Consider the following 12,753-nt stretch of genomic DNA (forward strand, 5'->3'; position numbering starts at 1 on the left):
GCCTGATTCCTGCAACCGGACACGATGACGACACAAGCTCACCGTGACGAGAGCGTCTGGCGCCCCCAGAGCGGTTTCCTGGCGCAGATCGGTTCGCGCAAGCAGCTCCAGTCCTTCAACGACACCGGCGGCATCGCGGTCTCCTTCGACGTCGTGCGCGCGATCCCGCCGGAGATCCACATCAGCGGCTGCCAGGACGACCGGCTCGCCCTGTGGCACACGCACGCGCCGAGCGGCTTCGTCAGCCAGCCGAAGTTCAACGCCGACCTAGTCACCGTCCGGATCGTGACCGGCGGACACATCCTCTACCGTCACCGGGCCGGCGACTTCCTCGGCGCGCCGAGTTTCGCGACGCTGATCGGGTTCGACGGCATCCGCCAGATGGAAGCCGCGCCCGGCTTCTCCGCCGTCAGCGCGACGATCCTCGTGGCGACGCTCCTGCGCGCCCAGCGGGCGCTGATCGGCGACGAGACCGCCGCGCTGCCGATGCTCGAGCCGGTCGCCGAGGTCGAGAGCCTGAGCATGAAGGCCCTGTCCTGCACGGTGATGCAGATCCAGCGCCGGATGCACGCGGCGGGCCGTCACGGCGATCTCCTGTTCCCGTTGCTGGAGGAGATCATGTGCTACCAGCTGCTGTCGGCCTGGCCCGCCCGGTCGCCGCGCGAGGTCGCCGGCCCCGCCGACCTGTCGCCCCGCTACCTGCGGCTCGCCCTGAGCTACGTCGAAGCCAACCTGACGACCCCGCTGACGCTGGCCGAGATCGCCGCCGTGGCCGGCGTGAGCGTGCGCACCATCCAGCTCGCCTTCCACAAGGAGGTCGGTCAGTCGCCGACCCAGTTCATCATCGGCCGGCGCCTGGAGCGCGCGCACAGGGACCTGATCGAGACCCGCAGTCTCGACGTGCCGATCGCCGAACTCGCCCGGCGCTGGGGTTTCGTCCACGCGAGCGATTTCGGTCAGCGCTACCGCCGGCAATTCGGCTGCACGCCCACCGAAACCCGGCGCCAGGCCCGGCAGACGGCCGGGCGACGCGACCAGCCGGCCGCGGAGTGACCGCGTCCGGCGACCGCCCGGTGAGGCATCGCCGGCCAGCGAAGCTCGGGCGCGCCGCTGCACGAGCCGGCATGACTTCCTTCACCCGATGAGGTCGTGAGATCTCGCCGGCCCCGAGGGCGATGCGGAGGGCGATGCGGGAGGCCGGCGCGTCGCACTCATTTTTGCGAAACACTTTCTCATTTTTCCGCATCCGTTGACACTAACATGCCATCAGGGCGAAAATCACTGCATTCCCAGCCCATGCGAAGATTACGCACGCGCCAAAACTGGTAGAGGCCCGGCGTCTCGCACGCTCAATCGTGACAAGAATTTGATCTTCGGAGAAGGATCGATGTCCCGTCGCATGAAACCGCGCCCGCGCGGACTCTCGGTGCTGGCTGCGCCCCGGCCACGGCGCGTCTCACGCCACACCTGACCGCTCGGCCGAGGCCGCTGATCTCGAACCCCCGCCGTCGACATGCCCGCACACATCGCTCTTCCCACGCCACGGGGTCACCAAGCCGCCGTCGACCAACTCCTGGTGGAGATCCACGACGCCATCGGCTCCTTCGTCGCCCACTATGCGGGCCAAGATCGAGCCTCCCAAGACCGAGCCTCCCAAGACCGAGCCTGCGGCACCGGTGACGGGACGCGGGAGCAGGCGGGTGCCGCGCGCGATCGGACTGCGCAGGGCGCCACCGGCCTCGTGGAAGAGGCCGGCATCACGGCCGGGATGCCGGAGATCGATCCAGGCCTGATCCTGCGCGGCCATCACGTCCGCGCCGGACGGGCCCTGCTCGACTGGACGATGTCCGATCTGGCGGATTCCAGCGGGCTCTCGCTCTCGACGGTCCGCCGCCTCGAGCAGGATGCCGAGGGCGTGCTCACCCGCAACCGCCGTTCGGCGGTCCAGGCGCTACGGCACGCGGGCGTCTGCTTCCTGCCCCTGAGCAACGGCGCCGTCGCGGTCGCGAAGCTCACGGACGCGGTCCCGGTGCCGTGATTGCCGATCCCGGGGCGGCGAGTCGTCGGGCGACCGGCGTCACGCCGCCCGCAACGTCTCGATCTGTGCCAGGGCCGCCGCCCGCGCCACCTCGATCCGGCGGTGCAGATCCGGCAGGTCGGCGCCGGCGAGGCAGGCCCGCTCGATCTCGCGGCACAGGTCGGACAGGCCGGTGAAGCCGAGGAGGCCGGCGGCGGAGATCATCGCGTGAGCGTCGCGGGCGAGGCCGGCGCGGTCGCCGCTGCGGGCACGGAAGCGCTCCTCCAGCTCCGCCGCGAGGAGCCCGAGCAGGCCGTCGATCCGCTCCGGCCCCATCAGCGTGCGGGCCGCCGCGAAGGCCTCGAAGTCGATCAGCGCGGGAAGCGGGACGGAACCGCCATCGGCGCGGTGCCGCGCGATCGCCGCGGCGAGTTCGGCGCGCTTGAACGGCTTGCCGACATGGCCGTCCATCCCGGCGGCCCGGAAGGTCTCGAGCTGGGCCGGCAGCACGTTGGCGGTCATCGCGACGATCGGCACGGCGCCGACGGGCGCGGGCAGGCCCCGGATCGTCCGGGTGGCGGTGATCCCGTCCATCCCGGGCATCTGCACGTCCATCAGCACGAGGTCGTAGGCGTGCGCCTGCACCGCCTCGATCGCCGCCGCCCCGTCGCCGGCGACGTCGACGCTGTGGCCCTCGGATTCGAGCACCGCCCGGGCGAGGTCCTGGTTGATCGGCACGTCCTCGACGAGGAGGAGGCGGGCCGGGCGCACCGGGGCGGGATGTCCTTCCGCGGCCTCCGCCGCCGGCGCCGGGCAGGCCGGCAGCGGCACCCGGAACCAGAAGCAGGAGCCGGCGCCGGGCCGGCTCTCGAGGCCGATCGTGCCGCCCATCAGCTCGACCAGGCCCTTGCAGATGGCGAGGCCGAGCCCGCTGCCGCCGTATTGCCGGCGGATCGAGCCGTCGACCTGGCTGAAGCGCTGGAACAGGCGGCCGCGCTGCTCGGGCGCGATGCCGATGCCGGTGTCGGACACCGAGAAGCGCAAGGTGCCGCCCTCGGCCTCGACCCGCACCGCGACCCGGCCGGCGGGGGTGAACTTGACGGCGTTGTTGAGCAGGTTGAGCAGGATCTGGCGCAGGCGGTCGGGATCGCCCCGGACCCAGGCCGGCACCGCCGGGTCGAGGGCGACGTCGAGGGCGAGTCCCTTGGGCTCGGACAGGCCGCGCACGATCGAGGCGGCGTTGTCGACGAGGGCGGCGGGGGCGAACGGCACCTCGGCCAGCGCGATGCCGCCGGCCTCGATGCGCGAGAAGTCGAGGATGTCGTCGACGACGGTGAGGAGCGCCCCGCCCGCCGCGGCGATCCGGTCGACGTAGCGCCGGTACCGGCCCGGCAGGGTGCGGTCGGCGAGCAGGAGATCGGCGTACCCGATCACGCCGTTCAAGGGCGTGCGGATCTCGTGGCTCATCGAGGCCAGGAAGTCGGTCTTGGCCTGGCTCGCCCGCTCGGCGGTGATCCGCGCCTCTTCCAGGGCCCGGGCGTGGCGCTGGCGCTCGCCGACGTCGCGGAAGGTCGCGATGATCGCGGGCTCGCCCGGGGCGGCGCCCGGGATGCGCCGGAACGCCCCCTCGACCCAGACCCAGGCCCCGGTGCGGTGGCGGGCGCGGCAGACCACGCTGACCTGCGCCTCGCCGGCGGCGAGGCGGCGGGCCTGGGTCACCAACAGGGCGAGATCCTCGCGGTGGACGCAGTCGCGCAGGCGCATCGCCGCGGCCTCCTCCGGCGTGTAGCCGAGCAGGCGCCGCACCGCCGGCGAGACGTAGCTGCGCCGGCCGTCGTCATGGGCGAGCACGATCAGCTCGCTGGTGTTCTCGGCGAGCAGCCGGTAGCGGGCCTCGCCGGCCGAGAGCATGCCGGCGGCGCGCCGGGCCTCCTCCTCGAGGTCGCGGTGGCGCGTCAGCGCCCGGGTCAGCCCGAAGCCGAGGCCCACCAGCACGGTGCTGATCCCGAGCACCACCGCGGCGTCCTGCTGCACGCCCTCGCGCCAGGCGGCCAGGGTCTCGTCCTTCGACACGCCGGTGGTGACGAGGAGCGGCGCGCCGGCGACGCGCTGGAAGCTGCCGTAGCGCGGCACGCCGTCGATCGGCGAGGGGTTGCCGCCGAAGGTGCCGCCGACCGCGCCGGCCGCCGCCCGCATCAGGGAGCCGCCGGCGACGCTGCGGCCGACCTTGTCCGGCACGTAGGGATGGCGCACCAGGATCACGCCGTCGCTGCGCAGGAGCCCGATGGCGCCGTTGGGCCCGAGGTCGAGCCGGCCGTAGAGCCGCTGCAGCTCGGTGAGCGACAGGTCGGCCACCGCCACGAGCGGCGTCTCGCCCGGGCGCGGCACCACCAGGCGGGCGACGCTGACGAACCAGGAATCGGCCGGTCCGGTCCGGGTCGGCCAGCCGACCGCGATTTCGGACTGGCCGACCGACAGGGCGGCGCGGATGAGCTCGGCGTCGGCGGGCCGGCCCTCGCTGCCCGCGCCGCCCTGCCCGAACAGCACGCCGGCGGTGCTGCCGTCGAGCACCCGCACGGCCATGACCGCCGGGATATGGGCCATCAGGCCGGAGAGGAGCTGGCGGGTATAGAGCTGGCTCGCCCCGAAGGTGTGCGCGTCGACCCGGGCGGCGGCCGCACTGAGCAGCATGTCGACGGAGGAGACGAGGCGGTTCGCCTCCTGGCCCAGCGCCTGCACCACCGCCTCCGCGGTGCTCTGCGCGTCGCGGATCGTGCGCTCGTAGTCGCGGGTGTCGGTCCAGGCCGTGACCGTGGCGAGGCCGAGGCAGGTCGTCAGCACGCCTGCCCAGACGCCACCGACGAGACTGCGGTAGGACCGTTTCAGGTTCATCTCTCAAGCGCCCCCGCGCCTCGCGCGCCCTGTCCGGGAGCCGCGAACGGCCTCCCGGGCAGGCCGCCCACAGGCGTACGGGGCGGACCGCCCCGCCGCAAGGGAATCTTGTCAGAGCAAGCCGCGCGGCGGAGCGGCGATCGGACGCTTACATCGCCTCGAAGCGGATCGGCTGGGCGCCCTTGAGCAGCGTCATGCGGCCGAGGTCGTAGACGTGCTCGATGCCGGTGGTGATGGTCAGGAAGTGGTTGCCGGCGAGCTGGCCGACCTTGCTGGCGAAATGCACGCCGCCATAGGCGAGCAGGATCTCGGTCTCGCTGATGCCGCCCGGATAGAGGATCATCTGGCCCGGCGCCGGGTAGCTGGTGTGGTTCTCGTAGCCGACGCCGAAATCGAGGTCGCCGAGGGGCATCCACACGCCCTCGCCGCTCCAGCGCACGTGGATCACCTCGCTCACGAACGGCAGGGCCTTGAGGAAGGCCGCGCAGGTCTGGGGCGCCTTCTCGAGCTCGAGCCGGCCGACGAGGTCGAACGGGCCGGCCTTGATCTTCAGTTCCTTCACGGGGTCTCTCCTGGTTGGTGTGGAAGCGGAACCGGGCCCTCAAGCGAGGGCCGGGCCAAGGATTCGGGCCGCAGGTGGCGCAGCACGTCGACGAGCAGGCGCGTCGCCGCGTCGACATCCTCCGTCGTGACGGATTCGGCCGGGGAATGGCTGAGCCCGCCGGCGCAGCGCACGAAGATCATGCCGATCGGGCACAGGCCGGCCAGCGCCAGGCCGTCATGGCCGGCCCCGCTCGCCAGGTGCAGGGGGCGAAAGCCCAGGCGGGCGATGCCGTCGGCGATGGCGTGCATCAGCCCGGGCGCGCAGGACGCGGCGGGCTCGTCGTAGGTGGCCTGCGCACTCACCGCGACGCCGCGGCGTTCCGCGGTGGCCGCGAAGGCGGCGCGCAGGCGCGCGAGCGCGGCGTGGCGCACGGCATCGCTCGGGCTGCGCAGGTCGAGGGTGAACCGGGTCAGCGCCGGGATGACGTTGACGGCGCCCCGGGGCACCTCGATCTGGCCCACCGTGGCGACGAGGTCGGGAGTCCCCTTCGCCTCGGATTCGATCGCCAGCACCATCTCGGCCGCCGCTGCCAGGGCGTCGTGGCGCAAGGCCATCGGCACCGTGCCGGCATGGCCCGCCCGGCCTTCGACCGTGACGACGAGGCGGCTCGCCCCGGCGATGGCGGTGACGATGCCGACTGGCAGGTCCGCCTCCTCCAGGACCGGGCCCTGCTCGATATGGACCTCGAGGTAGCCGAGCACCGAGGCCGGGTCGCGGGCGAGACGGGCCACGCCGTCGGGATCGCCGCCGAAGTCGCGCAACGCCTGCGCCAGGCTCACCCCGTCGCCGTCGCGGGCCGCGAGGACCTCGGGCCGGACGAGGCCGGCGAGCGCCCGCGAGCCCGTGAGGGTGACGGGGAAGCGCACCCCCTCCTCGTCGCCGAAGGCCAGCACCTCGATCGCGAAGGGCAGGCGCTCGCCGGCCTCGTGCAGTTGTTTCACGGCGGCGATCGCCGTCACGACCCCGAGATTGCCGTCGTAGCGGCCGGCATGGCGCACGGTGTCGATATGCGACCCGAGGAGCAGGGTCGGGGCGCCGGGCGTCGCGGCCTCGTAGCGGCCGATCACGGTCGCGGCGGCGTCGAGCCGGGTCGTCATGCCGGCCTCCTCCATCCAGGCGGCCACCTGCCGGGCGGCGTCCGCATGGGCGGGGGTGAGATAGAGGCGGGTGAGCCCTTCCGCGTCGGCGCTGAAGCGCGCGAGCGCGTCGAGCTGCGCCATCACGGCGGCGCCGAGGGACGTGTCGTTAAGCGGCCGGTCGTGCTGCATGGTGGCGGTCGGGTCCGATCAGTGCATCCGGGGTATGGCCGGGGCGGCGGGCTGTCCAGCCGCCGCTTGGTCGACGGAGGCCAGCACGGCGTCGGTCGAGGCGGGAACCTCGCCGTCGAGGACCCGGCGGGCCCGCTCGCGGTCGATGTCCCCCTCCCAGGCCGCCACCACCACGGTCGCCACGCAGTTGCCGACGAGGTTGCCGAGCGCCCGGGCGATGCCGATGAACCAGTCGACCGAGAGCACCAGCACCAGGCCGATCACCGGGATCGCCGGTACCGCCGAGAGGGTGGCGGCGAGTACCACGATCGCCGAGCCCGGGACGCCGTGCGCCCCTTTGGAGGTGAGGAGCGAGATCCCGAGGATCAGCGCGAGGTCGTGGATGGAGAGCGCCGTGCCGGTGGCCTGGGCGATGAACACCGTCGCGAGGGTGAGGTAGAGCGAGAAGGCGTCGAGGTTGAACGAGTAGCCGGTCGGGATGACGAGGCCGACGGTCGAATCGCGGATCCCCAGGGCTTCGAGCTTGCGCATCACCTGCGGCAGCACGCTGTCCGACGAGGCGGTGCCGGCGACCACCAGCAATTCCTCGCGCAGGTAGGCGAGGAGCTTGAACAGGCTGAAGCCGGCAAGCCGCAGGATGCCGCCGAGCACCACCACGACGAACAGCGCGACGCCGACATAGAACACCGCCACCAGCTTGCCGAGCTGCAGGAGCGAGCCGGCGCCGTAGCGCCCGACCGTGAACGCCACCGCGCCGAGCACGCCGAGCGGCGCCAGCCGCACGATGAGGCCGATCACCTTGAACAGGACCGCGGTGACGCGATCGATCGAGGCGGCGAGCGGCCGGCCGCTCTCGCCGAGCAGCGACAGCCCGGCGCCGAACAGGACCGCGATGATCAGCACCTGCAGGATGTCGCCTCGGGCGAAGGCATCGAAGATCGTGGTCGGGATGAGCTTGAGCAGGAACCCGGTGGTGTTGGTGACCTGATCGACATTCGCCGTGTAGCCGGCGATGGCCTTGGCATCGAGCGTGGCCGGGTCGATGCCCATCCCCTCGCCCGGGCGGACCACGTAGGCGAGGGCGAGGCCCAGCACGAGGGCCATCGTCGTCACCGCCTCGAAGTAGATCAGGGCCTTCAGCCCGACGCGGCCGACCTTGCGCAAATCGCCGGCGCCGACGATGCCGTGCACGACGACGCCGAAGACCAGCGGCGCGATCGCCATCTTGATGAGCTTGATGAAGCCGTCGCCCAGCGGCTTCAGCGCCACCGCGAAGTCCGGCCAGACGATCCCCACCATCACGCCGAGGATCAGGGCGGCCACCACCTGGCCGAACAGCGAGCGGAGGAAGCGGGGCATCGGACGATCCTTCCCGGGTGACGGTCCCGCGCGGAGGCCAACGCTCTTCCCGTGCCCGGACCGAGGCCTCACCACTGGGGCCGCCCAAGCTGGACGTCCAATATTCCGTTGCGTATGGTCCAGTCGTTTTTCGTCTGGATCTGGCCGGCCATCGTCGTGGAATTACGGCACCTGCGCTACTTCGTGGCGGTGGCGGACTCCCTGAGCTTCACTGGGGCGGCGGAGCGCCTGGGCGTCTCGCAGCCGCCGCTGAGCCAGCAGATCCGCGACCTCGAGGCGGAGCTGGGCACGCCGCTCCTCTGGCGCACCAGCCGCAGCGTCGCCCTGACCCCCGCCGGCACCGCCTTCCTGGCCCGGGCGCGGCGCGTCCTGACGGAGGTCGAGGAGGCCTCCGCCGAGGCCCGGGACGTCGGCGCCGGGCGCACCGGCACCCTCGATATCGGGCTCACCGGCTCGATCCTGGCCGGCCCCCTCGGGCGGCTGATCCGGTGCTTCGGCGAGCGCTACCCCGCCGTGCTGGTGCGCCTGCACGAGATGCCGCCGGGCGAGCAGCAGGCGGCGTTGCACGCCCACCGCACCGACCTCTGCTTCCTGCGCCGGCCGCCGGACGATCCGTCCTTGCGGGTGGTGCGGGCCTGGCGCGAGGCGGTCGGCGTCGCCCTTCCGGTGGGCCATCGCCTGGCGGGCCGCGCCGCGATCTCGTTGAGCGAGCTGTCCGACGAGCCCTTCGTCTCGCTGCGCCTGCGCGATTCGCGCTTCGCCACCTCCCTGCGGGACGCCTGCCTCTCGGCCGGCTTCGCGCCGCGGATCATGCAGCAGGTGGTCGAAGCGGCGTCGCTCGTGAACCTCGTGGCGGCGGGCCTCGGCGTCGCCCTGGTGCCGGAGTCGATCGGCGCCCAGCCGCGGCCGGACATCGCCTACCGCCCCCTCGCCGGCCCGGCCCCGGTCGCCGATGTCTGCGCCCTCCATCGCGCCCCGGCGGGCGCCGTGACGGAGAATTTCCTGGGCCTGATGCGCGACGCGCTCGGCCGGATGGACGACGCGAGTCCGGCCGCCGGGTCATTGGCCGCCGGGTCCTCGGTCGCCTCGTAGGGTTTCTGAAATCTTCATCCGGCGATAATGAGGGCCGCCGCGCGGGCGCCGCGCGGCTTGGGTTGTTGGATTCCGGGATGTTGGTGTCCCGGATGTCGGTTTTCAGGTGATCGAGGGTTCGCGCATGACCGAGAAGACCCGCGTCGCCGTCCTCTACGGCGGCAGATCCGGCGAGCACGAGGTCTCGCTGCGCTCTGCCGCCTCGGTGATCCGCTACCTCGACCGCGACCGCTTCGAGGTGATCCCGGTCAGCATCGACAAGGCCGGACGCTGGCAGCGCCACGACCTGCGCCGGATCGCGCAGACCGGGGACGAGTCCCTGTCGATCCCGCCGGAGAGCCCGGAGGTGCGGCTGGCGCCGGGCGCCGGCGGACGTGCCGCCGTCGTCGCGCTCGACGGCGAGCCGGCGCGCGCCGAGGTCGACGTGGTGTTCCCGGTCCTGCACGGGCCGCTCTGCGAGGACGGGACGCTGCAGGGCCTGCTGGAGCTCACCGAAGCCGCCTATGTCGGCTCGGGCGTGATGGCCTCGGCGGTCGGCATGGACAAGGACGTCACCAAGCGGCTGGCCGGACTCGCCGGCATCCCGGTCGCGCCCTACCGCGCCTTCACCCGCCGCGCCTACGAGCGCGGGGAGGTCTCCCTCGACGACATCGCGGCGTCCATGACGCTTCCGGTCTTCGTCAAGCCCTGCAACATGGGCTCCAGCGTCGGCATCCATAAGGTCAAGGCCTGGGCCGACCTGCCCGGAGCGCTCGCCGATGCCTTCCAGTACGACGTCAAGGTGCTGATCGAGCAGGGCATCGACGCGCGCGAGGTCGAGGTGGCGGTGCTCGACGGCGACCCGCCCTTCGTCAGCGTCGCGAGCGAGCTGAACCCGCAAGCCCACCACGACTTCTACTCCTACGCCGCCAAGTACCTCGACCCGGAGGGCGCCAGCGTCGACCTGCCGGCCAACATCGCGCCCGAACAGATGGAGCGGGTGCGCGCCCTGGCACTGCGCGCCTTCGAGGCGCTCGAATGCAGCGGGATGGCCCGGGTCGACTTCTTTCTCGACCGGCAGAGCGGCGCGTTCTACCTCAACGAGGTCAACACCCTGCCGGGCTTCACCTCGATCAGCATGTACCCGAAGATGATGGAGGCCTCCGGGATCTCGTATCCGGAGCTGCTGACGCAGCTCGTCGACCTGGCGCTGGAGCGGCACCGGACCCGGCGGGGGTTGAAGCGGGAGTTCGCAGGGTGATCCCGACGGCCTTCGAGGACCGCCGTCGGATCGCGAGGGTGCGCCACCGGCGATGCGACGTTCGATCGACGGACCGGTGCCTCGACATTCCGGGCCGCCGACTTCGCCGATCGTCAGGGCCTGGCTCGCATCTGGCGCCGGATCACCCCAGGGGCTGATCGAAGGCGATCCCGGCTGCGAAGGCGACCGGCGCCTCAGCGCCGGCGCCCGTTCGGGCTTGCCTGACACCATCGAACGCGTCCGTTCGAAGGTGCGGCGGTATTATCGAACGCGGCCGTGAGGTCGACATCTGGTGAGCAAGGTTAAGCGGCCCGCGCGCCGCCATCGTGCTGCCAGCGGGCGGCAGGGCCTTCCTGACGCGCCGGGACGAGGACGAGCGGGCCCGCTCCGCCGTCGAGACGTCTTTGGCGTGATCGAGCCGGCCTGATCGAGGCCCGGGCGGCGGACGGCGCGTCGCCCTCGTTCACACGGCCCCCGTCCCTCTGCCCAACCGCATGACCTCCCACGGCGGCGCGATCTCCTCCCGCGTCGCACAGAGGCCAGCCCTGACCATCGCCTGCCCCACCCCCGGCGCCGCCGTGAGGACGCAGAGCGGGACCGCGAGCAGGCTGCCGAGGGTGAGTGGGAGGCTCCAGGCGAGGAGCGCCGGCGAGACGAGGGCGAGCGTCCCGCACACGACGACCCCGAACAGCGTGACGCCGCTCAAGGCGCGGGCAGCCTCGCCCCAGCGCACGCCCCGCGCGTCCCGAGCTTGCGCGGTCCACAGCCCGGCGCGGCCGGCGGCGAGCCCGATCATCACCACGGTGAGCCGCACCGACGAGGCGCCGAGCAGCAGGAACGAGGCCGCGATCTCCGCCGCCATCCCGGCGAGGAACCGCAGTGCCCCGCCATGGGCCGCCCGCGCTGTCCCATCCGCCAGCACGGCGGCGTAGCCGGCGAGCTTCGGGGCGAGGGAGAGGAGGAGCCAGACGAGGTAGAGCGCCGCGGCGCCCGTCGCCGGGCCAGCTTGCGTCGCGGCGCGCCAGGGCAGGAGCAGGAGGGCGAGCGTCAGGGCCGGCGGGTTGAGGAACATCATCACCGCCCAGGCGAGCTGGAACCGGCTCATCGGCAGGAGTCCGGGCATCGCCGGCAGGCGCAGGTACTGCAGGTTGCCCCGGCACCAGCGGGCGTCGCGGGCGAGGTGGTCGAGGAGCGTCGGCGGGTTGTCCTCAAAGCTGCCCTCCTCGAGCGGCAGCACCCGGACCTCGTAGCCGGCCCGGCGCATCAGCACCGCCTCGACCTGGTCGTGCGACAGCACCGCCCCGCCGCCGCGCAACGGCGGCAGCCGGCAATGGTCGGCGAAGGGGGCGATGCGCACCAGCGCGTTGTGGCCCCAGAACGGGCCGCATTCCGCCCCCCACCAGGCGGCGCCGAGCGTGTAGGGCAGCATGCCGTGGCGCATGCCGAACTGGAACAGCCGGGCGAAGGCGCTGTCCGCCGGCGCGCCGACCGCCAGGCTCTGCAGGATGCCGAGGCGCGGATGCGCCTGCATGATCCGCACGAGGCGCAGGATCGCCGGCCCCGTCATCAGGCTGTCGGCGTCGAGGGGCAGCATCAGGTCGGCGTCGCTGCGGGCGCAGAAATCCTGCAGGTTGCCGGCCTTGTAACCGGCATTGTCGCGGCGCCGGCGATACTGGATCCGGTCGGCCTCCGTGTCGGGCAGCCCGGCGCGCCATGCCGCGACCCACGCCTCCTCGGCCCGGATCACGCTCACGTCGTCGCTGTCGCTCAGCACGTGGTAGCGGAAGGCGCCACCGTGGCCGGTGCGCTCCAGGCTCTCGCGCACCAGGGCGAGGCGCGACAGGGCCCGGGCCGGATCCTCGTTGCGCAGGGTCATCACCACGGCGGTGGTGAGATGCGGCGGGGCCTCCCCCTCCCCCGCTGCGGCATGCGGCGCGGCTGCCATGAGCCCGACGCGGCCGGCCCGCAGCAGCAGGAAGCCGATCGCGGCGTTCCAGAACCCCAGGACCGTCCAGGGCAGGGTGGCGAGGCCGCAGGCGAGGAGCGCGAGGTCGAGCCCGTCGATTCCATCCTCCGCCAGCACCACCCACAGGCCCGCCGCGAGGCCCAAGATGGTGGCGAGGGTGAGCCCGAGCACCAGCCACCGGCGGCGACGCACGATGACGCAGGCTTGCAGGCCCGTCGGCGTCGTGAGAGGAGCGCGGGCGGCCCCTTCCGCGAGGGTGACCACCGAGGAGTCGGTTTGCGGCATCGTCAGGCATCCGGGAGCGGCACGGCGGAC

9 protein-coding genes are annotated in these 12,753 nt (G+C 72.6%); 4 read left to right on the forward strand and 5 right to left on the reverse strand.

From position 1 onward, the window contains the following. Positions 1-24 precede the first annotated feature (24 nt). Complete coding sequence (locus MFF64_RS02870; protein ID WP_238189490.1) at positions 25-1,053, forward strand: helix-turn-helix domain-containing protein; 1,029 nt, start codon at positions 25-27, stop codon at positions 1,051-1,053. A gap of 460 nt (positions 1,054-1,513) precedes the next feature. Beyond that, on the forward strand, positions 1,514-2,038 hold the full coding sequence (locus MFF64_RS02875) for a helix-turn-helix domain-containing protein (RefSeq protein ID WP_238189492.1): 525 nt from the start codon (positions 1,514-1,516) through the stop codon (positions 2,036-2,038). Positions 2,039-2,077: 39 nt separating this feature from the next. Here MFF64_RS02875 and MFF64_RS02880 read toward each other — a convergent pair whose 3' ends face one another. From MFF64_RS02880 to dctA, 4 genes are all read right to left on the reverse strand, one after another. Further along, entirely contained in the window at positions 2,078-4,909 is a 2,832-nt protein-coding gene (locus MFF64_RS02880; RefSeq protein WP_099905370.1) for an ATP-binding protein, read from the reverse strand. 148 nt (positions 4,910-5,057) lie between these two features. Then, positions 5,058-5,471 carry a DUF3830 family protein gene (locus MFF64_RS02885; RefSeq protein WP_048450618.1) on the reverse strand — a complete coding sequence of 138 codons (414 nt, stop codon included), beginning with the start codon at positions 5,469-5,471 and terminating at the stop codon, positions 5,058-5,060. Further along, a complete protein-coding gene (locus tag MFF64_RS02890) occupies positions 5,468-6,781 on the reverse strand; it encodes an allantoate amidohydrolase (RefSeq protein ID WP_099905368.1) in 1,314 nt (437 codons plus the stop codon). The genes MFF64_RS02885 and MFF64_RS02890 overlap by 4 nt, the downstream gene beginning before the upstream one ends. 18 nt (positions 6,782-6,799) lie before the next feature. Beyond that, on the reverse strand, positions 6,800-8,140 hold the full coding sequence (dctA, locus tag MFF64_RS02895) for a C4-dicarboxylate transporter DctA (RefSeq protein ID WP_238189495.1): 1,341 nt from the start codon (positions 8,138-8,140) through the stop codon (positions 6,800-6,802). A gap of 156 nt (positions 8,141-8,296) precedes the next feature. Here dctA and MFF64_RS02900 point away from each other — a divergent pair, with 156 nt between their 5' ends. Then, the gene (locus tag MFF64_RS02900) at positions 8,297-9,232 is read left to right on the forward strand and encodes a LysR family transcriptional regulator (protein ID WP_099901948.1); all 936 of its coding nucleotides are present in this window, start codon (positions 8,297-8,299) and stop codon (positions 9,230-9,232) included. Positions 9,233-9,356: 124 nt separating this feature from the next. Next, positions 9,357-10,472 (forward strand): D-alanine--D-alanine ligase family protein, encoded by a 1,116-nt coding sequence (locus tag MFF64_RS02905; protein WP_099903051.1) that lies wholly within the window; start codon positions 9,357-9,359, stop codon positions 10,470-10,472. Positions 10,473-10,935: 463 nt separating this feature from the next. Here the strand turns inward: MFF64_RS02905 and mdoH are convergent, their stop codons facing one another. Then, on the reverse strand, positions 10,936-12,723 hold the full coding sequence (gene mdoH / locus MFF64_RS02910) for a glucans biosynthesis glucosyltransferase MdoH (protein WP_238189498.1): 1,788 nt from the start codon (positions 12,721-12,723) through the stop codon (positions 10,936-10,938). Positions 12,724-12,753 lie beyond the last annotated feature (30 nt).

Source organism: Methylobacterium frigidaeris (genome assembly GCF_022179185.1).
Taxonomy (GTDB): domain Bacteria; phylum Pseudomonadota; class Alphaproteobacteria; order Rhizobiales; family Beijerinckiaceae; genus Methylobacterium; species Methylobacterium frigidaeris.

Bases quoted from the DNA above. Each gene is read 5' to 3' on its own strand.
- MFF64_RS02870 (WP_238189490.1), top strand. From the start codon at position 25: ATGACGACACAAGCTCACCGTGACGAGAGCGTCTGGCGCCCCCAGAGC.
- dctA (WP_238189495.1), bottom strand. From the start codon at position 8,140: ATGCCCCGCTTCCTCCGCTCGCTGTTCGGCCAGGTGGTGGCCGCCCTG.
- MFF64_RS02875 (WP_238189492.1), top strand. From the start codon at position 1,514: ATGCCCGCACACATCGCTCTTCCCACGCCACGGGGTCACCAAGCCGCC.
- MFF64_RS02890 (WP_099905368.1), bottom strand. From the start codon at position 6,781: ATGCAGCACGACCGGCCGCTTAACGACACGTCCCTCGGCGCCGCCGTG.
- mdoH (WP_238189498.1), bottom strand. From the start codon at position 12,723: ATGCCGCAAACCGACTCCTCGGTGGTCACCCTCGCGGAAGGGGCCGCC.
- MFF64_RS02905 (WP_099903051.1), top strand. From the start codon at position 9,357: ATGACCGAGAAGACCCGCGTCGCCGTCCTCTACGGCGGCAGATCCGGC.
- MFF64_RS02880 (WP_099905370.1), bottom strand. From the start codon at position 4,909: ATGAACCTGAAACGGTCCTACCGCAGTCTCGTCGGTGGCGTCTGGGCA.